Annotated in this window: 22 protein-coding genes and 1 tRNA gene; 14 read left to right on the plus strand and 9 right to left on the minus strand. The window is 34.9% G+C overall.

Annotated features, from left to right (window positions below):
- Positions 1-143 precede the first annotated feature (143 nt).
- From G9H65_RS01205 to G9H65_RS01230, 6 genes are all read left to right on the plus strand, one after another.
- Entirely contained in the window at positions 144-1661 is a 1518-nt protein-coding gene (locus G9H65_RS01205) for a tetratricopeptide repeat protein (protein ID WP_166373540.1), read from the plus strand.
- A gap of 89 nt (positions 1662-1750) precedes the next feature.
- Positions 1751-3523: an AMP-dependent synthetase/ligase gene (locus G9H65_RS01210; protein WP_166373541.1), complete on the plus strand. Its 1773-nt coding sequence runs from the start codon at positions 1751-1753 to the stop codon at positions 3521-3523.
- Between the two features lie 129 nt (positions 3524-3652).
- The gene (gene gmd, locus G9H65_RS01215) at positions 3653-4729 is read left to right on the plus strand and encodes a GDP-mannose 4,6-dehydratase (RefSeq protein WP_166373542.1); all 1077 of its coding nucleotides are present in this window, start codon (positions 3653-3655) and stop codon (positions 4727-4729) included.
- A 3-nt stretch (positions 4730-4732) separates the two neighbouring features.
- Positions 4733-5986, plus strand: coding sequence for a nucleotide sugar dehydrogenase (locus G9H65_RS01220; protein WP_166373543.1), 1254 nt, complete (start codon positions 4733-4735; stop codon positions 5984-5986).
- 15 nt (positions 5987-6001) lie between these two features.
- Positions 6002-6481: a UpxY family transcription antiterminator gene (locus G9H65_RS01225; protein ID WP_166373544.1), complete on the plus strand. Its 480-nt coding sequence runs from the start codon at positions 6002-6004 to the stop codon at positions 6479-6481.
- A gap of 46 nt (positions 6482-6527) precedes the next feature.
- Complete coding sequence (locus tag G9H65_RS01230) at positions 6528-7994, plus strand: capsule assembly Wzi family protein (RefSeq protein WP_166373545.1); 1467 nt, start codon at positions 6528-6530, stop codon at positions 7992-7994.
- Between the two features lies 1 nt (position 7995).
- Here the strand turns inward: G9H65_RS01230 and G9H65_RS01235 are convergent, their stop codons facing one another.
- Positions 7996-9231, minus strand: a complete 1236-nt coding sequence (locus G9H65_RS01235; RefSeq protein WP_166373546.1) for a nucleoside recognition domain-containing protein — start codon at positions 9229-9231, stop codon at positions 7996-7998.
- A gap of 72 nt (positions 9232-9303) precedes the next feature.
- On the opposite strand from G9H65_RS01235, the gene G9H65_RS01240 reads away from it, so the two are divergent.
- The 4 genes from G9H65_RS01240 to G9H65_RS01255 all read left to right on the plus strand — a co-directional run bounded on the left by G9H65_RS01240 (position 9304) and on the right by G9H65_RS01255 (position 13125).
- Entirely contained in the window at positions 9304-9993 is a 690-nt protein-coding gene (locus G9H65_RS01240; protein ID WP_235927429.1) for a M15 family metallopeptidase, read from the plus strand.
- Positions 9994-10087: 94 nt separating this feature from the next.
- A complete protein-coding gene (locus G9H65_RS01245) occupies positions 10088-11554 on the plus strand; it encodes a TolC family protein (RefSeq protein WP_166373547.1) in 1467 nt (488 codons plus the stop codon).
- 20 nt (positions 11555-11574) lie between these two features.
- On the plus strand, positions 11575-12966 hold the full coding sequence (locus tag G9H65_RS01250) for an efflux RND transporter periplasmic adaptor subunit (RefSeq protein WP_166373548.1): 1392 nt from the start codon (positions 11575-11577) through the stop codon (positions 12964-12966).
- 85 nt (positions 12967-13051) lie between these two features.
- Positions 13052-13125: transfer RNA gene (locus G9H65_RS01255), tRNA-Asn, on the plus strand.
- A 267-nt stretch (positions 13126-13392) separates the two neighbouring features.
- Here the strand turns inward: G9H65_RS01255 and G9H65_RS01260 are convergent.
- Positions 13393-13794, minus strand: a complete 402-nt coding sequence (locus G9H65_RS01260; protein ID WP_166373549.1) for a MerR family transcriptional regulator — start codon at positions 13792-13794, stop codon at positions 13393-13395.
- 69 nt (positions 13795-13863) lie between these two features.
- On the opposite strand from G9H65_RS01260, the gene G9H65_RS01265 reads away from it, so the two are divergent.
- The 4 genes from G9H65_RS01265 to G9H65_RS01280 all read left to right on the plus strand — a co-directional run bounded on the left by G9H65_RS01265 (position 13864) and on the right by G9H65_RS01280 (position 18019).
- A complete protein-coding gene (locus tag G9H65_RS01265) occupies positions 13864-14679 on the plus strand; it encodes an SDR family oxidoreductase (protein ID WP_166373550.1) in 816 nt (271 codons plus the stop codon).
- 471 nt (positions 14680-15150) lie between these two features.
- Positions 15151-16263 carry a hypothetical protein gene (locus G9H65_RS01270; protein ID WP_166373551.1) on the plus strand — a complete coding sequence of 371 codons (1113 nt, stop codon included), beginning with the start codon at positions 15151-15153 and terminating at the stop codon, positions 16261-16263.
- A 770-nt stretch (positions 16264-17033) separates the two neighbouring features.
- Complete coding sequence (locus G9H65_RS01275) at positions 17034-17540, plus strand: hypothetical protein (RefSeq protein WP_166373552.1); 507 nt, start codon at positions 17034-17036, stop codon at positions 17538-17540.
- Between the two features lie 5 nt (positions 17541-17545).
- On the plus strand, positions 17546-18019 hold the full coding sequence (locus G9H65_RS01280) for a helix-turn-helix transcriptional regulator (protein WP_166373553.1): 474 nt from the start codon (positions 17546-17548) through the stop codon (positions 18017-18019).
- Positions 18020-18039: 20 nt separating this feature from the next.
- Here G9H65_RS01280 and G9H65_RS01285 read toward each other — a convergent pair whose 3' ends face one another.
- From G9H65_RS01285 to G9H65_RS01315, 7 genes are all read right to left on the minus strand, one after another.
- Positions 18040-19047 (minus strand): IS3 family transposase, encoded by a 1008-nt coding sequence (locus G9H65_RS01285; protein ID WP_235927430.1) that lies wholly within the window; start codon positions 19045-19047, stop codon positions 18040-18042.
- A complete protein-coding gene (locus G9H65_RS01290) occupies positions 19044-19358 on the minus strand; it encodes a transposase (RefSeq protein ID WP_166373554.1) in 315 nt (104 codons plus the stop codon). Before G9H65_RS01290 ends, G9H65_RS01285 begins: the two co-directional genes overlap by 4 nt.
- Before the next feature lie 382 nt (positions 19359-19740).
- Complete coding sequence (locus G9H65_RS01295; RefSeq protein ID WP_166233147.1) at positions 19741-22833, minus strand: efflux RND transporter permease subunit; 3093 nt, start codon at positions 22831-22833, stop codon at positions 19741-19743.
- Between the two features lie 12 nt (positions 22834-22845).
- The gene (locus tag G9H65_RS01300) at positions 22846-23916 is read right to left on the minus strand and encodes an efflux RND transporter periplasmic adaptor subunit (protein WP_166233149.1); all 1071 of its coding nucleotides are present in this window, start codon (positions 23914-23916) and stop codon (positions 22846-22848) included.
- Between the two features lie 11 nt (positions 23917-23927).
- The gene (locus G9H65_RS01305) at positions 23928-25262 is read right to left on the minus strand and encodes a TolC family protein (protein WP_166233151.1); all 1335 of its coding nucleotides are present in this window, start codon (positions 25260-25262) and stop codon (positions 23928-23930) included.
- A complete protein-coding gene (locus tag G9H65_RS01310; RefSeq protein ID WP_166233153.1) occupies positions 25259-25663 on the minus strand; it encodes a hypothetical protein in 405 nt (134 codons plus the stop codon). The genes G9H65_RS01305 and G9H65_RS01310 overlap by 4 nt, the downstream gene beginning before the upstream one ends.
- Complete coding sequence (locus tag G9H65_RS01315; RefSeq protein WP_166233155.1) at positions 25660-26253, minus strand: TetR/AcrR family transcriptional regulator; 594 nt, start codon at positions 26251-26253, stop codon at positions 25660-25662. Before G9H65_RS01315 ends, G9H65_RS01310 begins: the two co-directional genes overlap by 4 nt.
- Positions 26254-26493 lie beyond the last annotated feature (240 nt).

A 26493-nucleotide genomic window follows, 5' to 3' on the forward strand; every position in this document is an offset into this window, starting at 1 on the left:
TAAATAAACTAAGTAAAAAATATATATATAATTTATTATCAGATAGTTATATATCAAAAAATGTCTTATCCACTTATCCACAGTGAATAACAATAAGAAACAAAAAAGAGATTTATAAAACTTTTATTTTTTTTAAATAAGTCATGTGGAAAACATTTTCTAAATCTTTTTTATTTCTCGCATTCCTACTAGTAGGTTATGGTCTTCCTTTGCAGGCTAGTGCATTTATAAAAAGTCCAGATTCTTTATTTGTAGATAGACTACATCAAATTCTTGCCATTAAGAAAGAAAAGAAAAGGACTAAACAGTTAGAAGAATTGTTTATAAAAAACACGAATAATGGTTCTTTTTTAACATTTTATTCCTTTAATGAAATCATTAAAGGAAATTTAGCACCTTTATGGATTAAGTATTGTGGACAAATTGTTGATAAGTTAGTCAATACACAAGGCTTAGAAGTAGCGAAAGATTGGTTAATTGGCTTAAAAGATCAGGGGATTGCTAATCGAGAAGTAGAGCAAATGCTTGTTTTATTGATACAATCTAATCCTGAACAGGGCAATCCTGTCGAATTAATCATTCATTGGTATGCTTTAAATCAACAATGGGAAAAAGTTTGGATGCAGAGAAAGGCATTGGATATCCGTTTTAAAACCGGAGGAAAGGAAGTTAATGATTTTGGTATTGCTTGTTTTCAACGTCAACAATGGCCTTTAGTAAATCAAGTATTTGATTATTTGATTAAAACATACCCTCGTTCCCCACAATTGTTGAATTGGAAACAATTAGTATTAGCTTCTCGCGAACAAAGCATACAGAACAAGATGGTGATTGAAAAAACGGAGTTTTCAAATTTAATTCAATCCTATCGAGAGCTAAGAAAAGACCGAGGAAATAATCCTGGGACTGCTGAGACCTATTTATCTGAAGCCAGAATATTTCTGTATCAATTAAATCAATTGGATTCAGCTGAACAGGTTTATCAAAAGGGGATTGAGTTATCTGAGTTCAATGTCAATTTACAAGCACAGATGAAATTGGAGTTAGGAGATGTGTATTTATATGCTGGTAGAAAATACGATGCATTACTTCAATATGCCCAAGTGGAGAAATTAGTTAAAGATTCACCGATAGCTTATGAAGCTAAATTGAAGACGGGTAAATTATACTATTATTCGGGGGATTTCGAATTAGCAAAAGCCAATTTTGATGTATTAAAACAAAGTACTCAAAAAGAAATTGCCAATGATGCCTTGCATTTAAGTTGGGTTATTGAAGACAATACGGGCATAGATACTTTGGAAACGGCTTTAAAATCATTTGCTACGATTCAATGGCTATATGAACAAAAGAAAGTGCAAGAAGCCGATAAGGCCTTGGATGAATTATTTAAAAATCAAAAAGGCCAGAGTTTAGAAGATGATATCTTGTATCAAATGGCTCAAAGGTCATTAGAAAAAAAGCAAGTAGAACAAGCCAAAATTTTATTTAAAGATATTTATGATCGATTTGATCAAGATATATACGGTGATGATGCACTATTTCACTTTTTACAATTAACCGATTTTAGAGACAAGGATTTAGCTTTACAATTCATTACCAAGTATCCAAGTAGTATCTATTTACACGATATTCGTAAGCACATAGCTGTCCCTGAATGATATATACTAAATCCTAAAAAATAATCCAATTCTCACATTTTGTTTTTAGATTTGGCTATCTTAGATTTGTTTAAACTAGAACCATTTTTATGAAACATACTTCATTAACACGTGTATTTGATTTATTAGAAGTTTATAAAAATTTCCACAAGTCGGACCTATTTAACAAGAAAGAAGATGGATATTGGAAAAATTATTCAAATACAGATACTTTAGAAACAATTGAACAGCTCGCATTAGGTTTGCTGAGTTTAGGTGTCAAACAAGGGGATAAGATTGCTATTATTTCAACCAATCGACCGGAATGGAATTTCGTTGATTTTGCGGTTCAAGTACTTGGTGCGGTGACAGTTCCCTTATATCCCACCATTACTGTTGAGGATTATGCTTTCATTTTTGAGGATTCAGGAGTGGAGTTCATTTTTGCAGAAAATGAAGAACTTTACTTTAAAGCCAAAGAAGCAGTAAAAGGAAACAGCAAAATTAAATCCATTTATACCTTTGAACCCATTGCTGGAGCTAGTTTATGGACAGAAGTAAAGGAATTAGGTCAAGGTAAAGAAGCCAGCGTTTTGGAGCCAATAAAAGCATCTGTTCAAGCGGATGATTTGCTTACTTTAATTTATACCTCCGGAACAACAGGCAGGCCTAAAGGTGTCATGTTGACACATCATAACATCATTAGTAATGTGAAAGCTTTGGACCGAGGAGATTTTTTTCAAATCAATTCTCGAGATAAAGTGTTGAGTTTTCTACCTATGTGCCACATTTATGAGCGTACAAATATTTATTTGTATGTTTTTTATGGTGTATCCATTTATTATGCAGAAAATTTGGATACCGTAGCTGAAAATATCAAAGAAGTAAAACCAGCCATGTTTGCCACAGTTCCTCGGCTTTTAGAAAAAGTGTATGATAAAGTGTTGGCCAAAGGAAATGAGTTAACAGGGATTAAGAGGACCTTGTTTTTTGCCGCCATTGATTTTGGCTTGAAATACGATCCCATGGAAAAATTGGGATTTTTGGATAGTATCAAATTGTCCATTTTTAGAAAGTTGATATTTAGTAAATGGCAAGAAGCACTGGGTGGAAATATTCGTGCCATTACTTCGGGCTCAGCAGCACTCCAGCCGCGCTTAAGCCGTATTTTTTGGGCAGCAGGTATTCCTATTGCCGAAGGATATGGTTTGACCGAGACCTCTCCCGTGATTTCTGTTTCCAAAATTTCACCTCCTGATTTTAAAGTAGGTTGCGTAGGAACCTTATTGGATTGTGTTCAATTGAAAATTGCAGAAGATGGCGAAATATGTGTAAAAGGAGATTCGGTAATGCCGGGATATTACAATAATCCAACAGCCACCGCTGAGGCTATTGACTCTGAAGGATGGTTTCATACGGGAGACATAGGAGAATTGGTGGATGGTAAATATTTGAAAATTACCGATCGAAAAAAAGAAATTTTTAAAACCTCTGGCGGCAAATACGTAGCTCCTCAGTTGGTTGAAAATAAACTCAAGGAATCGACCTTTATTGAACAATGTATGGTGGTGGGAGAAGGGCAAAAATTTCCTTCGGCACTCATCATACCTGAATTTAATGCACTTCAAGTTTGGTGTAAACAACAGGATCTTGTGCTTAGTACGCCCGAAGAGATGATTGCACATCCTAAAGTAATCGAAAAAATGAATGAGGAAGTTTTAATGACGATGGCTTCCGTAGCTCGATACGAACAAGTTAAGAAATTTGTCTTATTACCTAGATTGTTCACCATTTCAGATGGGGAATTAACACCTACCTTGAAATTAAAACGCAAGATAATTGTATCGAGATATGAAAAGTTGATTCTAGGACTTTATGATTAGATTCGATATTTCCCAGATTCCTATGAATAAATAAGCCTTAGCACTCGGAAATTTTAGTAATTTTATGTGTTAAAGGTTTTTAGAAAGGGACCCAAGTTCCTTTCTTTTTAATTATTGAATCAAACTTATATGTCGCAAGCACAAAAAGTGGCTTTAATAACGGGCATCACGGGACAGGATGGCGCGTATTTGGCAGAGCTTTTATTAGGAAAGGGTTATCGTGTTCATGGAATAAAGCGTAGAAGCTCCTTGATTAATACACAAAGGATAGACCACCTTTACCAAGATCCCCATGTGGATTCCTCCAATTTTCATTTACATTATGGAGATTTGAGCGATTCCACCAATATCATTCGAATCATCCAAGAAGTTCAACCCGATGAGATTTATAATTTAGGGGCAATGTCACACGTAAAGGTGTCATTTGATGAACCGGAATATACAGCCCAAGTAGACGGATTAGGCACTTTGCGTATTTTGGAGGCGGTACGATTATTAGGATTGACGCAGAAAACAAAGATTTATCAGGCATCCACATCAGAACTTTATGGTTTGGTCCAAGAAGTTCCACAATCTGAAAAAACGCCATTTTATCCTCGTTCTCCCTATGCCGTAGCTAAAATTTATGGATATTGGATTACGGTGAATTACCGGGAAGCATATCAAATGTTTGCCGTAAATGGTATTTTATTTAACCATGAATCCCCTTTACGAGGAGAAACATTTGTTACACGTAAGATTACTCGAGGGGTATCCCAAATAGCCCTTGGTCAGCAAGACAAAATCTATTTAGGAAATTTGGATGCCAAACGAGATTGGGGTCATGCGAAAGATTATGTAGAAGCCATGTGGTTGATTTTGCAACAAGAGCAACCAGAAGACTTTGTGATTGCAACAGGAATAACGACTACCGTTCGCGATTTTGTGATTATGGCATTTAACGAAGTGGGAATAGAACTGGAGTTTAAGGGAACGGGAATCGAAGAAGTTGCTTTGGTAAAAGCTTGTCACAATCCCTTATACCAAGTAGAATTAGGCAAAGAGGTGGTAGCTGTAGATCCTCGGTATTTTAGACCCACGGAAGTAGAGTTATTAATTGGTGATCCTACGAAAGCCCAAACTAAATTAGGTTGGAAGTTGAAATATGATTTACCAGCCTTGGTAAAGGATATGATGAGTTCTGATATTCAATTGTTTTCTAAATAATCGATGAACCAAAGTATTGCCATTATTGGATTAGGATACGTAGGCTTTCCTCTTGCAGTTGAGTTTGGAAAATTATATCCAACGCTTGGGTTTGATATAGATTTAGAGCGAATAAGCGAATTACAGAGGGGAATAGATAGAACTCATGAGGTGTCAGAAGTACAATTACAATCTTCTACGCAATTGACCTTTTCATCAGAGGAAAGGGATTTATCCAATTATCAAATTTTTATTGTTACCGTCCCAACGCCTATCGATCATTTTAAAAAACCAGATTTGAGCCCATTGATTAAGGCTTCTGAAATGATAGGTCGCCATCTTAAAAAAGGGGACATTGTCATATATGAATCAACGGTTTATCCGGGCTGTACAGAAGAGGATTGTGTTCCCGTTTTGGAAAAATATTCTGGGTTAACATTTAACAAAGACTTTTATTGTGGGTATTCTCCTGAGAGGATAAATCCAGGAGACAAGATTAATACTCTAACAAAAATTAAGAAGGTAACATCTGGATCTACACCAGAAATAGCTAATCAAGTAGATGCATTATACCGTTCTATTATTATAGCTGGTACGCATAAAGCTTCATCCATTAAAGTAGCTGAAGCAAGTAAAGCGATAGAAAATGCACAGAGAGATGTCAATATATCTTTTGTTAATGAGCTAGCTTTGATATTTGATAAAATGGGCATTGATACGACAGAAGTATTAGAAGCTGCTGGAACAAAATGGAATTTCTTAAATTTTAAACCTGGGTTAGTTGGTGGTCACTGCATTGGAGTAGATCCTTATTATTTGTTGCACAAATCGGAGAGTTTGGGATATTATCCACAAGTAATTTTATCAGGTAGAAGGGTAAATGATAACATGGGAATTTTTGTGGCTAATAAATTAGTTAAATTATTAATTCGTAAAGGACACAAAATAGAAGGAGCAAAAACCTTAATGTTAGGAATTACATTTAAGGAAAATTGTCCAGATATTAGAAATTCTAGAGTGGTTGATATATACCGTGAATTGACAGATTTTGGAATGGACGTGGATGTATTTGATCCATGGGCTAATGCTGAAGAGGTAAAAAATGAACACGGAATAAATCTCGTTTCAACCATGTCAGATAATTATCAGGCAATCGTTTTAACGGTTGCCCATGATGAGTTTTTAAGTTTAGATTATGGTAAACTCAAGGCGCCTTCAGGAATATTATTTGATATTAAAGCGGTATTAGATCGTGCTTTAGTGGATGCTCGTTTATAATTAGTTTACATGACTATGGCCTGGTATGCTTTATATACAAAATCACGTGTTGAGAAAAAAGTTGCTTTGCGCCTAGCCGAACAAGGTATTACATGCTATTGCCCATTGACAAAAAAACGTAAACAGTGGTCGGATCGTAAAAAATGGGTAGAAGAACCTTTATTTAAGTCGTATATATTTGTCGATATAGATCTAGCCTTGCAAAGTAGTCAAGTTCGTCAAGTAAATGGGGTAGTCAATTTTGTGTATTGGTTGCACAAACCTGCGGTCATTCAAGACTCCGAAATTGTTTCAATTCAACATTTTTTATCGGAGCACTCCGAAGTAGAGGCTTTGGGTAATTTAGTTAATATTGGAGATTTTGTAACCTTGGATTCAGGAGCCTTAGCAGGTCAAAAGGCAGAAGTGGTCGGGTTTAAAAATAAGCACGAAGTCCGACTTAGATTAGAAAGTCTTGGATTTGAACTTGTCGCTTACATAAATCAAAGTCAGTAATTTCAAATTTTCAACTATCTTTGAATTGATGAGCCAAACGAACTATATGAGTCAATTAAAACAGATGAATGTAAAAAAAGGTATTGTAATCATTTGTTTATTCATTTGTTCAACTACTCTATGGGCTCAGCGGGAAATCAAGTCAGATTTTTCTATTGGCATGGGAGGCACAATCGGGGGTGTATATAATCCTCTTTGGTTACGAGCTAATCAGTATGGTCTTGTCCCTGCTTCCGGATCTTATGGTTTTGCAGGTATTTCTCATCGTGTGGATTATCGTACCAAGAAACAGGCTGATTGGGCATATGGTTTCTCTTCTCAAGTGAATTTAGGTGAAAATAAAGCAGATGTATTTTTCCCTGAATTGTATCTGAAAGGAAAATTAGGGATTTTTGAATTGAATGCTGGGCGACAGAAACAAATACAAGGATTAGTAGATTCAACACTTAGTTCGGGATCTTATATTTGGTCGGGGAATGCTTTGCCCATACCCAAAGTAGAATTACAAGTGAAGGAATATTGGTCACCTGGGTTTCTCAAAGGAGTATTGGCATTCAAGGGAAACTATTCACACGGCTGGTTTGAAAATTCAAGAGAAGATGTCAAGGATTTTTATTTGCATCAAAAATCATTTTATGGCCGATTTGGAAAGCCAACTTGGCCAGTAAAATTTTATGCTGGTTTTAACCATCAAGTACAGTGGGGAGGTAAATTAAAATATGCAGATCCATATAATGTATCTGGGAAAAATGGTATCGTTCCTTCTGATTTTAGAACATATGTCTCGGTTGTAACGGGTCGATCGAATGCCGTTAAAGGAGATACAGCAACTTATGGTTATAATGATGGCTTTAACCGTTCTGGAAATCATTTGGGGACGGTAGATCTTGGCATGGAAGTGGAATTGAATCAAGCAAAAATCTTCTTTTATCGACAAAGTATTTATGAAGACGGATCTTTGTATTATGGAAACAATATTACAGATGGTCTTCATGGAATTGCTATAACCCGAAAAGCAGATCAAGGGCTCATTAAATTGGTTTTTGAATATTTAAATACCACTTCACAAGGAGGGAAAGAATTTAATGATGCAAGCAACCTAAGGGGATTTGATAATTACTTGAATAATGGAGTTTATCAAAATGGTTGGACCTATTTTGGTAAAGGTATAGGTTCGCCCTTATTGACACTAGATTCTGAGTCAGACTTGAATCCTACCAATCAGATTTATTTTGATAATAATCGCGTAGAAGCTTTTTATGCGGCTGGGGAATTTGCTTTTGGGGAAAATAAAATTCAAATAAGAGCCAGTTTATCCAACGCTATTGGCTGGTTTGGAAATGAATACATTCCTGTAAAAAAGCAGTACTCTGGAGGTATTTTATGGCATGCTCCTATTCACATTGCTGGATTTCCTGAAGCAATATTAAAAGCTAATCTAGGTATAGAAAAAGGAAACTTAACTCAACCAACATTAGGAGGAAATATTGCTATTAGTTTTCCCTTGGATTAATCTATCCAAAGAACAAATAGCTTACAAAAATGGCGGTAATGATTCCTGCTAAATCAGCCGTTAATCCTGCCCAAAGGGTATATCGGATATTTTTAACTTGCACAGAGCCAAAATACAAGGCTATCACATACAGAATTGTTTCGGCTGAACCTTGGAATACACAAGCTAGTCTTCCTACAAAAGAGTCCGCTCCAAACGTCTTCATCGTATCAATCATCATGGCTCTTGAGCCACTACCACTTACAGGATGTAATAAGGCTGTGGGCATGGCATCTATAAATCGAGTATCTAAACCCGATTGATTGACCATCCACTTCATTCCTTCTACGATGAAATCCAAGGTACCAGAATTGCGCAAACAGCTGATAGCCACCAGCATACCCACTAAATAGGGAATAATTTTAACAGACGTCTCAAATCCGCCTTTGGCCCCTACTACAAAAGTGGAAAATATGTCGATTTTCTTCCAAAAGGCGGCAACTATAAAACTGAGGATTAGAGAGAATAACAATCCATTACTGAATATTTTGGATTGAATTTCAATTTGCTCTTTGCTTAATGAACTGAAATATGTTAAAATTCCACCAAAGAAAAGGGTAAGCCCTACCAGCCAACTGAATAGAATGGGTTCCAATAAATTAATTTTTTGTTTAAAAGCAACAAACATTAAGCCCACTAATGTTGCGGCATAAGTAGCCATTAAACAAGGAATAAAGACATCGGAAGCATCTTGTGCTCCATAGATGGCTCTTTGTGCCATAATGCTCAATGGGATTAATACAGGCCCTGCGCTGTGTAAAGTTAGAAACATGATTTGCGCATTAGACGCTGTTTCTTTGGTTGGATTGATATCTTGTAAACCCTGCATCGCTTTCAGTCCAAAGGGTGTTGCAGCGTTGTCTAAGCCCAATAAATTGGCTGAAAAGTTCATGATCATTTGTCCATGTACAGGATGGTCGGCAGGTATTTCGGGAAATAAGCGAGTAAAAAAAGGCCTGATTCGTTTGGCAAGAAACTGTATGGCCCCAGCTTTCTCTCCTATTTGTAAAATTCCCATGAAGAAAGTCATGACTCCAGCCAGTGGAAGAGCAATTTTCATAACGGCCATTTCTGCGGAATCAAACATTCCATCTACGAGAATTTTAAATATTTCGGTATTTCCAAAAAATAAAAATTGAATAAGTGCCACCACAAAGGCGATTCCAAAAAATAAAAACCAAATCCAATTTAATGCCATAAAGAAAGGTTTGCAGAAAGCGCGTGCTGCCTAGTTAAAATTTGGCTAAATTTAGGGAATTTCTTGATTTTTATGACCTATTCTTTTTCCTTCCCATCGGTAATTATCCTTTGTTTGTTGCTTCATCCCATCATAGCCCAGCAAAAGCCTTGTTTGTTCGAAGAGAACATGGGTCGTCAAGGATTGGTGGAAGTTCAATCAGTGATAAAGCAAGTATTGGTCGAATTAAAATATGCAAGCACGGATAATTTTATGCATCAAAATGTTTACGGTTGTTTAACAAAGGCATTTTTGCAAAAAGAAACTGTGGCTAAATTAGCCCATGCGCAATCCTTATTAGAAAAGGAAAAACCTAGTTATCGATTATTGATCTATGATGCTGCTAGACCTTTATCTAAACAATGGGACCTTTGGAATGCGTTACCTCAATATCCACCCAACATTCGAAGAAATTATGTGGCATCGCCACAAGAACATTCGATACACAATTATGGAAGTGCGGTAGACCTAACCATTGCGGATGAAAAGGGTCAGGCAATAGATATGGGAACACCCTTTGATTACTTTGGTAAGGAGGCATATCCAAAGGCCGAAAAGGAATTGGCAGAAAAAGGAATACTAAGTAAAGAGGTTATTCAAAACCGACTTTTACTTCGGAAAGTAATGCAAAAAGCAGGTTTTCTTCCGATCGAATATGAATGGTGGCATTTCAATGCTTTTTCTCGGGCAGAAGCCAAGAAAAAATTTCAAGTAGTTCAATAAGTGGGATTTATCCTTTTGGCTTGCCGTTTATCCAAAATGTCCCCATCTCCCCATCTAAAAATAGTAACATTGTGTCAAATACTTTTCATTAGCTATGTATCGGAAATCATTCCCAACAACTGCCTACCTTTTTGCCTTGCTTTTTACCTTTGCTTTTACATCTCTGGGACAAACAGCTATTCAAGGAAATGGTACCTTAGTGAAGCTTAAGTTAAATCAAGCTGTCGAGATTGCATTACAACATAATTTGAATGTTAAATCATATCAAATTAGCATGCAAAATGCAGAGCTTCTGTTTCAACAAGCGAAATACAACCAATTGCCATCCTTATCTGGAAACATCAACCAGTCGGCAAGTTTTGGACGTAGTATTAACCCATATACCAATGGATATGATTCAAGGAATATCAATTATAATAACTTAGGTCTAAATGCCAATGTGTTATTATTCAACGGAGGACAGCTTAAGAATAACATTTTACAAACAGAATTTACCTTAAAGGCAACCCAAGAAGATTTGCAGTCCATTCGGGAGAATATTTCTTTGCAAGTGGTGCTTTCTTATTTGTCTATTTTAAATGCAGAAGATCAATTAGCGATTTCTAAAACGCAAACGGATATCACGAAATTACAAATTGAAAGAACGCAGAAATTAGTCAATGCGGGTTCCGTAGCTATTTCCACCTTGCTAGATTTAAAAGCTCAATTAGCCAATGAGGAATCCAATGTGGTTAGTTTTCAAAGTGCATTAGATATTAACAAATTGACATTATTGCAATTATTGAATGATTCAGCCATTAGTCAATTTGAATTGGAGCGTATTCAAGTTCCTGTCCCTAACTCATCTGCTTATGAATTAAGCATTGCTGATATATATGCCAAAGCGGTGGATGCCCAGCCTTTGGTTCGTGCAGCAGATTTTCGGGTTCAGGGAGCTGCGAAAAGCGTAGATGTAGCCAAAGCTTTTCGTTTACCAACCTTAAGTTTAAGCGGTAGCTGGTCAGCAAATCAATCCAATGCCTTAAAATCGGTACAGGTTTTGGGCACTCAAGAAGTTACTTTAGGTAATGTAAATGTTGGCGGGACAAACTATCCTCTTACTACTACCCAACCAAGATATGGAGAAGGGTCTACCGTTGGATATTTTGATCAATTAAATAATACTCAAAATAAAGTCATTTCCTTGAATTTGAGTATTCCAATATTTACAAGATACCAGAATAGAACTCGAGTATCTCAAGCGAACTTACAAAAGGTTAATGCCGAGATAGAGGCGAATAAAGCCCGTTTGACATTACGTCAAAATATCGAGCAAGCCTATGTTAATATGCTGAATTCAGCAAAGAAATACGAAGCAGGAGTTACTCAAGTATCGGCATTAGAAGAGTCTTTTAGAGCTTCTGAAAGTAAGTTTAGTGCAGGTACTATCGATTTCGTGAGTTATAATTTACAAAAAACAAATTTGGATAAAGCTAAGCTTACTCTAGTACAATCGAAATACGATTTTGTATTTAGAACAAAGATTTTGGACTATTATCAAGGTAAAAATTTAACATTTTAATTTTCAATAATTTTAAAGAGATGGCAAAGAACAATAGCAAGCGGACTTGGTTGTTTATCGGAGGAGGAGTAGCGGTGATATTTATAGGTTTATTTATTGCTAAGCAGCAAGGATGGATTGGTAAAGTGGATCCGACGGTGGTAGAATTTGGTAAAGCAAAAAAAGAATCCATTGTAGAAAAAGTATCAGCATCAGGTAAAATACAACCTGAGGTAGAAGTTAAAGTTTCGCCTGATGTTTCAGGAGAGATTGTTGCTTTGAATATAGCCGAAGGGGATTCTGTGGTAGCAGGACAAGTATTATTGAAAATTCGTCCAGATAACTATGTTTCCTTATTGGCTCGTGCGGAGGCACAGTTGAATGCCATGAAAGCTAGCATGGAACAAAGTAAGGCAGTTTTGGCGCAGAGTGAAGCCCGCTTGAGCAAATCGAAGATTGATTATGACCGTAATTTAAAATTGCACAACGATAAGGTTATTTCGGATGCCGATTTTGATCAGTTCCAGTCGGCCTACATGGTGGCCAAGCAAGATCTTGAATCAGCTAAAGCCAATGTGAAGGCAGCGAGTTTTAACGTAAAGAGTTCAGAAGCGGCCTTGAAAGAAGCAACAACCAACTTAACGAAGACGACTATTTATGCCCCGCAGAGTGGTATAATTTCTAAGTTGAATGTTGAATTAGGAGAGCGTGTCGTTGGAACATCTCAAATGGCAGGTACAGAAATGTTGCGTATCGCTAATTTGAATAACATGGAAGTCCGCGTCAATGTGAATGAAAATGATATCACTCGAGTGAGTTTAGGAGATACAGTAATCATTGATGTGGATGCATTTACCTCTTCAGAGCGGAAGTTTAAAGGTGTCGTTTATGAAATTGCTAGTTCTGCGAATCAATCAGGTACTGCTACTTCGGTGACGACAGATGCGGTAACGGAATTTGAGGTGAAAATACGTGTTTTGAGAGAATCATATCGTGATTTGATTAAGGGTAAATTATCATATCCTTTAAAGCCGGGAATGACCGCTTCAGTAGAGATTTTAACGAACCGTAAGGACAATATATTAACGGTTCCTTTATCGGCCGTTACAACACGTGAATTAGGAGGAGAAGTAGCTCAGAAAGACGGTAAAGATGCACCGGCTGCAGCTGCTGAACCAGCGAAGGAAGAGACAGCACAGCAAAGTAAAAAGCGCAAAGAAAAGATAAAAGAAGTAGTCTTTATTAGTGAAAAAGGAAAAGCTAAAATGGTTGAAGTGAAGACAGGTATTTCTGATTTTGATAATATTGAGATTATTTCTGGATTAAAAGAAGGACAGGAGATTATTTCGGGTCCATATGCTACGGTAGCTAAGAATTTGAAAGAGGGAGAATTGGTGAAAAAGAAGGATGCCAAAGCAGAGGAAAAGAAATAATGTAAGATTTTAAGAAAAAAATAGGTGGCCTTATTGCATATATGCATAATGACACCTATTTTTGCAGTCCCAAAAGGATACAAATTCCTTCTTAGCTCAGTTGGTTAGAGCACATGACTGTTAATCATGGGGTCCCTGGTTCGAGCCCAGGAGAGGGAGCTAGATTAAAAAGGAGGTCATTTTCGACCTCTTTTTTTGTTTAAAAAACACCCCAACTTTCTTTAAAGAGACATTTTTTGTGGTTGCAACTTTTTCATTGTTTATACCTCGTTTTTCGTAGAAGTTACAACACTAAATCACAGGGATTAGGATAAATGTGTTCTATCGAATCCTTTGGAGGTTTTAATGTTGGTTTTGTGGTTCGAGGTCAGTAGAGGGTTTTGTGGTTTGCATCTTTTAATTATCATTATATCATATTAATGATTTCTAGCACCTATCATTTAGGACGTCATCTTTAAATTCAATGATTTGCTTTTTCATTTCCTTTATCTCTTTCATTTTTTGCTCTAAAGAAATCAGCTTATCATCAAGAATTTCTAGTTTTTGTTCCTTGGTATATTTTTGGTTATACCAAGCATCAATCATTTGACCTATTTCCCTGATGGTAAATCCTACCGATTTGGCATCGCTAATGAACTCTAATTTTTCAACGGTTACTTCGTCGTAATGAAAGTAATTATTCGATTTAATCGCTTCGTTTTGTTTTCCCTCAATTAACCCCGACTTTTCATAGAAGCGGATGGTGTGTGTCGAAAGCCCAGTTTTTTTGGATAGCTCATTTATTAACATAAGGTAAATATAGGGGATAGAAAAATAAATGTCAACCATAGACCACACTCTATTGTTGTAGGTTTGAAAATAACGTAATAGTTTTGTTCAAAATAAAACAATAGATAAATGAAAAAGACCGTATTGATAACAGGAACATCTAGTGGAATAGGCAAAGCAACTGTTTTTGAGTTCGCCCAAAATGGATGGAATGTCATTGCAACGCAACGAAATCCAGAAAAGGAAACCGATTTCAATAAGTTGCCAAATGTGAAAATGTATGCTCTTGACGTTACCAATCTTGAAAGTATTAAAGCGGCAATGTCAAATGCTCAAATTGATTTTGGGAAAATTGATGTAGTGATTAATAATGCCGGCTATGGTGTGGATGGCGCTTTTGAGGCAATGTCTGATGAAATAATTGAAAAACAATTTAACACAAATGTGTTTGGTTTGATGCGTGTAACAAGGGAGGCGATTAAACTAATGAGACCCCAAGGCAGCGGAACTATTATCCAAATTTCAAGTATGGGGGGAAAAATTACCTTCCCACTTTATAGTATTTATCACTCCACCAAGTTTGCTGTGGAAGGTTTTACAGAATCCTTACATTATGAGTTAGCTCAGTTTAATATTAAAATGAAACTCATTGAGCCAGGCCCAATAGTTACTGATTTTTATGGCCGAAGTCGTCAATTTATTAAACCAACTGACACAAATCAATATGATGGGTTTATTCAAAAGTTTAATAATGCTGCCGAAAAAGTAATGAAAGATGCTGAAGGTCCAGAAGTTGTAGCAAAGATGATTTATAAATCTGCAACTGACAATAGTAATCAAATGAGATATGCGGTGGGTAAACCCGGCCCCATGTTGTTGGTGCTAAGAAAATTGCTTTCTGATAAGTTATACTTTTTGATGGTTAGAAAAAGTTACAATCTTTAAGGGAGCGTCCTTTAAATTAGATAAAGCTTTGTTCTATTGATTTAATCAATAAAAATGGCTGCAACATTCCACCTATTAAGGGAGCAAGATTCAAAAAGAGGTCATTTTCGACCTCTTTTTTTATTTAAAAACCATCCTTTCTTTCTGTAAAGAGACATTTTTTGTGGTTGTAACTTTTCCATTTTCAACACCTCGTTTTTCGTAAATTTACAATCCTAAATCAAAAGGATTAGGAGAAATATGGTTTAATGACTTAAAAGGAAGGTTTTAATTTTGGATTAAGCGGTTCGGTAAACACGGTTATACACCTGATATGGAATTGAAATCAACTTAAACTGTGATTGAACAAGCCAAATTGTTAGCTAATGATTTCTAAAACAACAATAGCTTTTACAATATTGGAGGAAGGGATGAATTGAGAATGGTCGCAGACCCGGATTAAAATTTGATTTTAGCCTGAATTAAAACAAAATGAAGAAAAAAACTAGAAACATTTTACTTATAATCATCTCAATTTTGGTTGCTCTATTCTTTTATGGAAGCCACAATTTTGGCAACGATAGACAAAGTTTTAGAGAAATCGTATCATTAACAGGTGTTGGAGATGTAAGTACAGCTTTTATCAAAATGGAAGAAAGAAAAAGTTTCTCAAATCCGATAGTGAACATTATTTATCAAAGATGGAAGAAAAAAATGGATGCTCGTTTTATTTCAAAAGAAGAAGTATTTGTAAATACATCAGGAAACGACATAATTAATGATATTTCAAACATTTATCGTGAATATTGGCGAGTTGAACTGTTGAAACCAAAACTAGAAAACAGAACAGACTCCACGCTTTATAATAACATCGCTGACTATATACTATCCAAAAAGTTAACAAATCTTTCAAAAGATCGCTTACTAAAGAATATTAAAGACGACTCTGTATTGAAAGAAATAATAGAAAAAGAAGGATTTAAAGTAGAGTTTAAATTCCGAAATGGTTTTCAAGAGATATTTATTTGGAATAAAGAAAGTACTAAAAAATATGAAGTGATTTTACCAAAAGACACTGTAAAAACTACTGTTGTCTTTATTGAAGGTTATCACATAAACGGATATGATGAATTTGCAACTTTTGGCGATTCACAAGTGGGTGGCTGGGCTATAAAAGAATCTGCAACGCTATACTGTAATAAAGGCACTTATGATTTAAATTCAGAAACTTTTGAAGTTTCTTATTTAAAACATGAAAGTTTACATTTTACGGATTTAAACAATTATCCAAACATAAGTTCTTCTGATTTGGAATACAGGTCAAAGGTAATTGAATTGATGTATTGTACAGAAGGAACTATTTATGACCGAATCTCAGAATTTGTGTCAGTAGCGAATAAAGCAGATAGGGAAAATTCCCATCCGTACGCCAATTATATTTTGATTCAAAATCTGTCGAAATTGATATTCAATTCCGATTTCAACTCAGATATTAATCAATGGAAAAAAGTATCGGTTGATAAAATTAACAAGGCTGCATCTTCATTGTATGAATCAAGTGAAAATTTACTGCGGAAAGACAATAGCTTAAATGAAATAATATAAACTGTGGTTAACATCGGTTTGTCAAAATTGAGGGCTCAGTGATAAATTAAACACTCGGATATCTAATAAACATTTGTGCAAAATATTCTTTCATTTGTTGTTTACCTTATATCAAGGGTTATAGGGTGAAAATAAAAGAATTAAAGATAATACTGCCCTATAAATTACATTAAAGGAGTTTTTTAATTATGAAATCAGGCCCTATGTTTACTTGAGTTTGCAAGTTCAAACAATGAAAACGGCTGCAACATTCCACCTATTAAGGGAGCACAAATCAAAAAGAGGTCATTTCGACCTCTTTTTTGTTTAAATACCATCATATCTTTCTTTGAAGCGACAATTTTTGTGGTTGCAAGTTTCCATTTTCAACACCTCATTTTTCGCAAATTTACAACCCTAAATCAGAATGATGAGGAAACTTATTTTTAAGTGCTAACAGCAGCTTTTCATTTTTCGGGAATTTGCACCAAATTACATTTTTTGCCTTGAGTTGCCCAGCCAAAAAATCAATCCCATCAAAAAAAATCTATACGCATTTTGTATATGTTAATTGTCAAAAATTTAATACATATTTAAAATGCGCATTGCGTAATATTCTCATTTTTATGCCTTTAGGGTGTTTAAGTGCTAATTTTATAAATACATTGAAATACATACTCTATTTAGTACTATTGAGTATAATAGAGAGTTGGCATAAATCTTCCAGGTATTTTAGTAAAATTGTACAAATTGTATAATTTATCCGATATCTTTGTTATAGATATTCGAAAATGAAAGCAAAAATCACCAGAGTTGTTGATGGACAGGACATTGACTCAGAGATAATTAAATCCTCAGGGCTGATGCTGCCGTCTATATCTGATGGCTGGCGTTTTAACTTCAAAAAGCATTCTAAGAGAGCGGACTTCCAGACATACATATTAGTTACAGATAGCACACCCAAAGTAGTTGAAGGTTGTCTTACCTTTCAATTGAGAGATGCAATAGAACCTTACATGGCTTATATTGAAATAGCTCCTCACAATAAAGGCAAACCCAAAATACATGATAATGTTGCTGGATGCTTGATTGCATTTGCTTGTAGGCTTAGTTTTATTTTTGGTGTTGAGCATTATAAAGGCTGGTTAACCTTTGATGTCATGGAAGAAAACAAAGATGATGAAATAAAATTAATGGCTGTCTATTGTCAAAAATATGGTGCATTGAAATGGCAAGAAACAACAATGGTAATAAGTCCAGAAGTTGGAGAAAAATTAATTACTAAATTTCTAAATTAAACATTATGAAAAGCAGGGAAATTCAGATTTCTGAAATTTGGAATGAAGAAAAGAAAAGTTCATTAAAGGAATTCATAACCACTCATTCACAAAAACAATCAAATGAAAGAAAATTAAGAAATGAACTATTGTCTATACAGTATAAAATTGAAGATTATATAGAATCTGAAGATATGTCCGACAGGCTTAGAGTCTTGGACTTTGTTAAGTTATATCTTAAAACATTTAACGTAACACAAAAGAGACTAGCCGACTTATTTGAAATGCAAGACAGTAATCTTCATAAATACTTAGTTGGCAAAAGGAAACTAAATGCAAGCCTTGTATTAAAACTTAGTTCATTCTCTCACTTAAGTCCTGAGTATTGGTTAAGAGTTGAGGTTAAAAATGAAATAATAGAAATAACTAAAGAAAAAGAAAGAAGTAAGGACTATCAAAAATACGACTATCGTAATTTATTAGTAAATTCTGACGACTAGGACTTTGTACAAACCCCTTATTACTTGGACACATTTTTAGAAACAGTTGTGTAATAATTGCTTGTTTTTTCGTTTAAATTTTGTCTAAGGTATTGATAATCTTGGTTTAAAACATCACTGGTTTCGTGTTGGTTTTCAGATAAATTTTGTTCGACACGTTTTTGGTTTGTGATGTGGATATGTTGATCCCATTTTTCGTTCGGAGTCATTTTGATTGCTTTATGGTATCTGCGGGTGTTGTACCAGATTGTGTGAGCGAATAAGGTTTGTTTGGCATCATAGTATCCCGTGAACTCGTAACGTTCAATCACTTCTCGATGAATGATGGAGTGAAAGGCCTCGATATAGGAATTTTCTTCAGGCGTTGCAATGTGCGTAAACTCTTGATTGGCTTCGGCTGTACGAAGAAATTGCTTGACGTTATTTGCGATAAATTGTGATCCATTGTCATTTCTAATGGTTACTCCTTTGATTCCGTATTCGTTGTTTATTCGCCTAAAGGCATTGATTACATCCATTTGTTTGATGCTTTTTTGAAAAATCTGGTCTACGATTTTGCGAGAAAAAACATCGATGATGGTCAAGAGGTAAAAATTCCTTTTTTCACCGTGTACATAAACATACTTGATGTCCAAGCATAAGTATTCCATCGGGTAGGACGCTTGAATCTTGCGATGTTGGACAAATTTACGTCTACCGCTCGTACGTATCACTTTACCTAAAAGAAGGTTGTGCTCATCCATTAAACGATAAACTTTCTTCTTGTTAATGTAATAGTCAAGTTTGCGTAATTCCCCTGTTATGTTTTCATAACCATAGCAACAAAACTCTTGGGAGAGAATGTCTTTTATTTGCTCGATAACGACTTGGTTTTCGACCAAATCTCCATCTTGTTTCCAAGTGTGAGAACTCGCTTTAACGCCCGGTTTTCCGCCTGTAGACTTGTAATAGTAGACGCTGGAAGGAAGATTCGACCAAGATAAAAGCATCCGTGTGGGAGCCTGCTGATTGTATTGTAAAACAATCATCTTCTTGTCTTGATTAGCACAGGGCTTTTTTTTAGAAGCTCTGATTTAAATTCAATTTCCAAAGCTTGTCTGGCGATGATTCTTTTTAAGCGTTCATTTTCTTCTTCTAAAGCTCTCAGCTCAGGATCTACTCGCTTGTAAGCAGGCTTTAGCCCTTCTACTCCTTTGGAAAGGTATTTATTCTTCCACTTAGCATACAGACTAGGTGCTAAATTATACTTCCGGCAAGTAACCGTACTTCCCTCTCTTTGACCTTCTTGAATAATAGCTAGACGGTCTTCTGGACTGAATACTCTTCTTTCTCTTTTCATTTTCCCTAATTTAATTGGTTCTAAACTCTTTTTAAAATTTAGTCCAGTCTATTAGGGGGTTAGTACAGGTTCAACTCATAAAAGACCATTTATTTTCTAAAACAACGCCATTGATGTCTATCACCGGTCAGCTCCATAATTATAATAATTTAGGTTTAATTTGCAATATTTTTAATAAGACTTTGAAATTAATAAATTACTGCAAATCGTTTTCTCCAATTCTTGCGATTCTCGTAAGATCATCGAGTAGGTTTCTAGAAAAATAAATAGCTTCGGGAGCTAGATTTAAAAAGAGGTCATTTTCGACCTCTTTTTTTGTTTAAAAACCACTATAACTTTCTTTAAAAGAACATTTTTGCGGTTGCAACTTTTTCAATTTCAACTACTTTTTACGATTTATTTTCTCTTTCGCTGTATCAACAAAGTAATACACCATTGGCACTAAAAACACAGTCAAAATAAGTGATGAAAGAAGTCCTCCAATAATAACCCAAGCTAATCCGTTTTTCCATTCGGCTGCCGTTCCTGTCGCTATTGCGATAGGAAGCATACCAACAACCATTGAAAGTGTAGTCATTAGGATTGGTCGCATACGACCTTTTCCTGCTATGATTAGAGCTTCTTTGAAATGTTTGCCTTCGGCTTTTAATTGATTGGTAAAATCCACAATTAGAATAGCGTTTTTTACTACTAAGCCCATTAGCATAATTAAACCGAGTAAGGCGAACAAACTCAAATTGCTTAACGACAAATTCAATGCAAAAAATGCTCCAATTGCTGCTACAGGAATAGAAAACAACACAACAAATGGATAAACAAAATTGTCATAAAGTGCCACCAGAATTAGGTAAATCAGTAAAAATGAAATCAGCAATACCGAACCTAATGCTCCAAAACTATCATCTTGTCTTTTGATGTCGCTACCCCAAGTCATTTGTATTCCATTTGATAGTGGATTTTCTTTTAGATAAGCTACAACATCATCTGCTACAGTTCCAGATGGCCTTCCCAACGCGTCAGAAGTAAGAGTAACTGCTGGTTGTCGGTCTTTCCTTTCCAACAAAGACGGAGAATTGTCTTGTTCAACGGTTGCAAATTGTGAAACCTCCACGGGTAATCCCATTGGGTTAATAATGGAAAGTTGTTGAACATCTTCAAAATTTTGCCGGCTAAATTCATTTAACCAAATTCTCACTGGATATTCTGTCCCATTATCGGTAAGTGTGGCATCATCATTTCCAGTAAACGCTGTTCTTAGGTTTAATCCAACATAGGCGGTTGTTAATCCCAATCGCTGCATTTTATCTTTGTCAGGAATTATTTTGAATTCGGGACTTCCTGCTTCAATGGATAAGCGAACGTTATCAGCACCAGGAATTTTTTCAATAATAGCTTTTAGGTCATTTCCGCTTTGCATCACCAAATCCATGTTACTTCCGCTCAAAGTGATTTCAATAGGTGCAGAACGAGGAATTAAACCTAAAGCGGCCATTGAATAATTTATACTTGGAAACTTTGCTTTCAAATCCTCCCGAAGCTTTTTCATAAATGTTTCCGTCGGTACATTTTTAAGTTCCGTTTTAGATTTTAATTGAATTGTAAATTCTGTTTTGTTTGCAGAACCAATACCCAAACTTCCAATACCTGTGCTTGGCCCGCCAATGTTACTGAATACGGTGGCAACTTCGGGTTGTTGAATAATGTAGGTTTCAATTTTTTGAGCAATTAAGTTATTTTGCTGAATGGAAGTGGATTTGTCAAACTCTAAAGCCATTCTGAACTTTCCTTGGTCGCCAGTTGAAATTAACTCTTTACCAATAATGCCTTGTCGCATAATGCCTAAAGTCATTACAAAAAGTAATAATACAATTCCAGTAAAGATTAATTTATGGCTTAAAACCCACCCTAATTGTCTGCCATACCAATGGGTGAAATTTTCTAATTGATGCTCAAACCAAATCAAGAAACGATTGAAAAAATTAGTTGGTTGTAAATCTTCTTTCTTTCCAATACGTGAAGCTAACCAAGGTGTAAGCGTAAAACCTACTAATAAACTTGTGAGCGTAGAAGTTACTACAACCACCGAAAACTGCTTGAGCATATCGGCAACAAACACTTGTAAAAAAAGAATTGGCAAGAAAACAACTACGTCAACCAATGTAATTGATAATGCAGCAAAGCCAATTTCCATACGACCATCCATTGCAGCAGTTTTTTTATCTTTCCCCCCGTCTAAATGTTTTTGAATATTTTCTAATACGACCACCGCATCATCTACCAAAACTCCAATGATTAAAGACATTGCGAGTAAGGTCATTAGGTTAAGTGTGTAACCTAAAAGCCACATTACGGCAAACGCTGTAACTAAAGAAGTTGGAATGGCAACAATTACAATTAAAGAGTTTCTGAAACTTCTTAGGAATAAAAGCATCACCAATGAAACTAATATAACCGCTAATATTAAATCGAAAACAACTGAATTGACTGCTGCAATAGTGTTGTCTGTGCTATCATCTGCAATAATAAATTTCACACTTGCATCAGAATTTTGTTGTTCAATGGATTTGAATTTTTCTCGAACTAACGTTGAAACATCAACAGCATTGGCATCACCTTGTTTTTTCAATAGCAAACCAATTCCATTTTTACCATTGTAACGGCTGATAGAAGTCGTTTCTTTTATGCCATCAATAACATTGGCAATATCTTTTACATAAACGGGACTTCCTAAAACTGGCATTGCCACTTGAACGTTTTTAATGTTTTCTAAGGAAGTAAATTTTCCAGTTAACCGAACTGAATTACTCTCTTTCTCGTTTTGCACTTTTCCAGCAGGTAAGTCTAAGCCCGAACGATTTATTGCTTCAACAACCTGAAGCATTGAAATTTTATATAATTTCAGTTTGTCTTGATTTATTTTTACTTGTATTTCCCTTTCTTCTCCTCCTAAAACGGTAATCTCTGCAACGCCCTTTATTTGTTGAATTTGTGGCAGATAATCATCTTTCATTTTTTGATAAAACTCAGTAGCAGATAAATTACCTGTTGCACTAATGGACATTATTGGTAAATCATTTGGCGAAACTTTGCTCATCACAGGACTTAAAATATCTTGTGGCAAATCTTTACGGATATTGTCAATATAGCGTTGAGAATCTTGCATAGTTTTATCTAAATCTGTTCCATATTTCAGATTGGCGATAATGATAGATGCGTTCGGTAATGACTTTGTAACCAAGTAATCAACACCTTCCAAATTGGATAAGGCATCTTCTATTTTTCGTGAAACGGAAGTTTCTACTTCGTTGGGTTCGGCACCTGGATAAACTGTTTTTATTACAATTACTGGCTGATTAAAGTCAGGCATTAATTCGTAACTTAAATTTTTATATCCAATAAAACCTAATAAAGTAAATACGCCGAACAGCACTATTATAAGCGATGGTCTTTTGATTGAAATTTCTGTAATATTCATTTTTCGCAGATTTTATTTAACCGTTACTTTCGCTCCGTCAAAAAGATTTATAAAGCCACTTGTTACCATTGCATCACCTGGTTTTAAACCGCTTGACACAATGGATTTGTTTTGTATCTTTTTTGAAATAGTGATGTTTTGCAAGACAGCTTTTCCATTTTTTATCAGGTAAACTTGTGGTTGATTTTCAGAGCCAACAATAACAGAGGACGAAATAATAATTCCCTTTTCTTGTATGTCGTTTTTCAAATTCACCTTGCCAAACATTCCTGATTTTATTTTTACATCTGATGTATTATTTACTGTGAACTGAATAGGGAAGCTACTTCCCATATTTGCTTTACTACCTATCATTGTAGCTTTACCTGCTAATGAAATTTCAGAATATGCATCTACTGATACAGAATATTTTTGATTTAATTTGAATTGGCTCAACTCATTTTCGGGAACATTTACGGTGAATTTTAAATTTGTAATGTCTGTTATTTGAAGTAATGGAACTCCGGGTGCTGCAAATGCCCCTTCTTCACTAAGTTTTGCAGTAACCACACCATTGAAAGGGGCTTTGATCGTTGTTTTATGTATTTGCTCTACTAAAGTAGCTTTCTGCACTTTTGCAGATTTTAATCCCAATATGGATTTTTCTAATAGGACACCTTGTATGGCATCTGCTTTAGCAAGAATCGTATGACGATTTACATCAGCTTCTAAACCTTCAATTTGCACTTCAATGGTTTGCAATTGCAATTTCAATAATGAATTATCCAACTGAATTAATGAATGCCCTTTATTCACATTGCTTCCTACTTCAACTAAAACATCATTTATCTTTCCTTGTATTTCGGCACTTATTTTCGTTTCCTTATTAGGTTCAAATGTTCCAGAATAAGAAATTTCGGCATTCACATTTTCAATTTGCAAGGTGTCTGCCTGAATACTGATAGCTTGTTCTTTATCGTATTGATAAACTTTACTTTGTGTAATTTCTTTGTTGTTTTTCAACTTGATTACTACGATGGCAATCAATACCAATGGTATGATAATGTATAATGCCTTTTTTAAGATTGACGTTTTTGTATTCATTGTAACAATTATTATTTAGTTGTTGAAATATTACCTGTTAGTTTTTTAAGATTTAAATCTGCTTTTAGATAATCAATTACCGCAGAGAGGTAATTTTGTTGTGCTTCACGCAAAGCATTTTCAGCAAGCAATACATCTGTTAAACTTGCTGTTCCTTGTTTCTGTTGAATTATCGTTTGTTCATAAATTGTTTGAGCCAATTGGATTTGTTCTGTAGCTGTTTCTATCGTTTTTTTAGCGACTCCTTTTTGCATTTTTGCATTTTGAACCTGCATATTATTTTGTTCAGTAAGTAGTCCAAATCGAATTTCATTGTTTTGAATTTCAATTTTTTTCTGATTAATTTTTCGTTGTGAGACCGTTCCATTAAATAGTGGATATGAAAGCTGAATACCTGCAAAGCCAATAGGGAAGAATTTTATAAAATCAGTTGGTTGCTTGTCATATCCAAAACCTGTTGTTCCATACATTCCAATAAGATTTAGTGAAGGTAAAAACCTTGAATTGTTTAAGGTGCTTAGTTCACTCGACAATAAGCGGTTTTGAGTTTTTATGATATGAATATCTAAAATTGATAATGGGGAATATTCATTTGCGTTTTGATATTGAATATTCGGCTCAATTTGTAGATTTTGTTTGATCGAAACACCAATTGCAAATTTCAACGCATTTAAAACTTGCTCGTACTTACTGCCGATACTTACTTTTTGTGATGTTAATTGCCCAACCTGCAACTTCACTATGCCTATATCTGTTCCTTTGGCAAGGAATTGTTCTTTGAGCAGTTGAAAGTTTTTTAGTAACCTTTCGGCATTTAAAAGGTTGCTTTCAATAAAAGCTAATTGATTATATACTATTTGTGCATTGTAATATAGATTGGAGATTTCAAAAAAGATTTGTTCTTCCGTTTTTTTGTATTGTAATTCGGTCAATTCCGATGCTATTTTAGTAGTTTGAATAGTACCATAAACTTGCGGATTATACAAAGGCATTGATAATTGTAAGTTGGCATTGATGTTGTGTGGAACGCCAAATTGAGCTTCTTTAAACTGTCCTTCTGGAGCTGTCGGATTAAATGTTGATAAGGGCATTAACTGGTAGGGCAAATTGGTAAAATACTTGTAATCCGCATTAGCTGTTACCTTTGGTAGTAAATAGGCTTTGGCTTCTTTCTCTTTTTGATCACCAATAGAAATATTATTTCTACTCATTTGCAGGTTTTTATTGTGAACCTGTGCTGTGTCAATACATTGTTCTAGCGACCAGACTTGTGCTTGTGTCGAATTCAATCCTATTAGTATGAATAATAGGAGGGAAAAAAGTGTGTGAATATTTACTAACTTCATAAGTCAATTTTTTTTATTTGTTCTTTTGTGATAGTGAAATAAGCAATGATTGTAAATACAAGTGTTGCAGAAATTCTAAAAATCATTGCACCAATTGTTTTTGTTTCATAAATACTGCCTGAGTTGAAATGATAAAATAATCCAACAAAGGCAGTACTTAATATTATTGTAGAAACTCCTAATAGTTTAGCAGTCCATTTTTTAGATGTAACAAACCCATAAGATGAAAATAAATAAAGAATGCTACTGATAAAATTTGACCAAACTACAAATAAAACGTAGTTGCCTTCTTTTGCTCTGATACCAAATAGATCGAATATTAAAGAGGTGCTAAGAAACAAAGTAAGTAGTCCAAATCCTGTTACGATTATTGCTAATAAGTAGGGAAAGGCTTTTTTCATTTTTCTATCATTTTTAATAGTCCGTTTAGTACAGTATTTCCATCTTTAATTAAGTTTGATTTATGCCCCGATAATTTCCATTTTAATACTGTCATACGCATACTGCCCATAATAATAGTTGAAATAGTTGCCGAACCAGTTAATTCACTGTATGTTCCTTCATCTTGACCTTTCTTTATGATGGTATTAATATGAGTTTGCATCAGTTCCATCATACTAGAGACCTTCTCACTAAGGTCTTTATTAAATTGAAAAATACCTTCCGAAAAAATTACGCTTACAATAGCCGGTTTCTTTAAAAATGTTTTTAACTGAGAATTAAAAATTTGTATTAATTGTTCTGTTGGCGTGTTTTCCTCTTTAGAGATTATTGTTGTAATTCGCTCTTTCATTTCAAAAATAAAATATGACAAAAGCCCCAGCATAATATCATTTTTGCTTTTGAAATGTCGGTATAATGCAGCCTCAGAAAGTCTTAAATCGGCCGCTAAGTTTTTTATTGTTAATTCTTGTATGCCATATTGGTCAATCCGCAAAGTGGCGGCTTCCATTATTTCTATTTGCCTGTCTGTGAATGTATTGTTTTTCATTTTCAAGGTCCTCTTGATAAATTATTTTATATATGTAAGTAAGTGTTCGCTTACAAAGATAATTGAATTTTTAGCTTTTCCTATATCACATCACAGAGAGCAATACAAGAAACTACAAATAGAGTTAACTCTTTAGTTTCCTTAAAGTTGCAAGTTCAAATATTGAAAACGGCCGCAACATTCCACCTATTATGGGAGCTAGATATAAATATAAAAGGGTTATAATTTGATAGTATGGCC

The sequence above is a fragment of the Aquirufa ecclesiirivi genome, assembly GCF_011250515.1.
GTDB classification, from domain to species: Bacteria; Bacteroidota; Bacteroidia; order Cytophagales; family Spirosomataceae; genus Aquirufa; species Aquirufa ecclesiirivi.

Bases quoted from the DNA above. Each gene is read 5' to 3' on its own strand.
- G9H65_RS01275 (WP_166373552.1), top strand. From the start codon at position 17,034: ATGAAAGCAAAAATCACCAGAGTTGTTGATGGACAGGACATTGACTCA.
- G9H65_RS01230 (WP_166373545.1), top strand. From the start codon at position 6,528: ATGAGTCAATTAAAACAGATGAATGTAAAAAAAGGTATTGTAATCATT.
- G9H65_RS01225 (WP_166373544.1), top strand. From the start codon at position 6,002: ATGGCCTGGTATGCTTTATATACAAAATCACGTGTTGAGAAAAAAGTT.
- G9H65_RS01290 (WP_166373554.1), bottom strand. From the start codon at position 19,358: ATGAAAAGAGAAAGAAGAGTATTCAGTCCAGAAGACCGTCTAGCTATT.
- gmd (WP_166373542.1), top strand. From the start codon at position 3,653: ATGTCGCAAGCACAAAAAGTGGCTTTAATAACGGGCATCACGGGACAG.
- G9H65_RS01220 (WP_166373543.1), top strand. From the start codon at position 4,733: ATGAACCAAAGTATTGCCATTATTGGATTAGGATACGTAGGCTTTCCT.
- G9H65_RS01205 (WP_166373540.1), top strand. From the start codon at position 144: ATGTGGAAAACATTTTCTAAATCTTTTTTATTTCTCGCATTCCTACTA.
- G9H65_RS01280 (WP_166373553.1), top strand. From the start codon at position 17,546: ATGAAAAGCAGGGAAATTCAGATTTCTGAAATTTGGAATGAAGAAAAG.
- G9H65_RS01270 (WP_166373551.1), top strand. From the start codon at position 15,151: ATGAAGAAAAAAACTAGAAACATTTTACTTATAATCATCTCAATTTTG.
- G9H65_RS01265 (WP_166373550.1), top strand. From the start codon at position 13,864: ATGAAAAAGACCGTATTGATAACAGGAACATCTAGTGGAATAGGCAAA.
- G9H65_RS01285 (WP_235927430.1), bottom strand. From the start codon at position 19,047: ATGATTGTTTTACAATACAATCAGCAGGCTCCCACACGGATGCTTTTA.
- G9H65_RS01210 (WP_166373541.1), top strand. From the start codon at position 1,751: ATGAAACATACTTCATTAACACGTGTATTTGATTTATTAGAAGTTTAT.
- G9H65_RS01295 (WP_166233147.1), bottom strand. From the start codon at position 22,833: ATGAATATTACAGAAATTTCAATCAAAAGACCATCGCTTATAATAGTG.
- G9H65_RS01305 (WP_166233151.1), bottom strand. From the start codon at position 25,262: ATGAAGTTAGTAAATATTCACACACTTTTTTCCCTCCTATTATTCATA.
- G9H65_RS01240 (WP_235927429.1), top strand. From the start codon at position 9,304: ATGACCTATTCTTTTTCCTTCCCATCGGTAATTATCCTTTGTTTGTTG.
- G9H65_RS01260 (WP_166373549.1), bottom strand. From the start codon at position 13,794: ATGGTTGACATTTATTTTTCTATCCCCTATATTTACCTTATGTTAATA.
- G9H65_RS01300 (WP_166233149.1), bottom strand. From the start codon at position 23,916: ATGAATACAAAAACGTCAATCTTAAAAAAGGCATTATACATTATCATA.
- G9H65_RS01245 (WP_166373547.1), top strand. From the start codon at position 10,088: ATGTATCGGAAATCATTCCCAACAACTGCCTACCTTTTTGCCTTGCTT.
- G9H65_RS01315 (WP_166233155.1), bottom strand. From the start codon at position 26,253: ATGAAAAACAATACATTCACAGACAGGCAAATAGAAATAATGGAAGCC.
- G9H65_RS01310 (WP_166233153.1), bottom strand. From the start codon at position 25,663: ATGAAAAAAGCCTTTCCCTACTTATTAGCAATAATCGTAACAGGATTT.
- G9H65_RS01250 (WP_166373548.1), top strand. From the start codon at position 11,575: ATGGCAAAGAACAATAGCAAGCGGACTTGGTTGTTTATCGGAGGAGGA.
- G9H65_RS01235 (WP_166373546.1), bottom strand. From the start codon at position 9,231: ATGGCATTAAATTGGATTTGGTTTTTATTTTTTGGAATCGCCTTTGTG.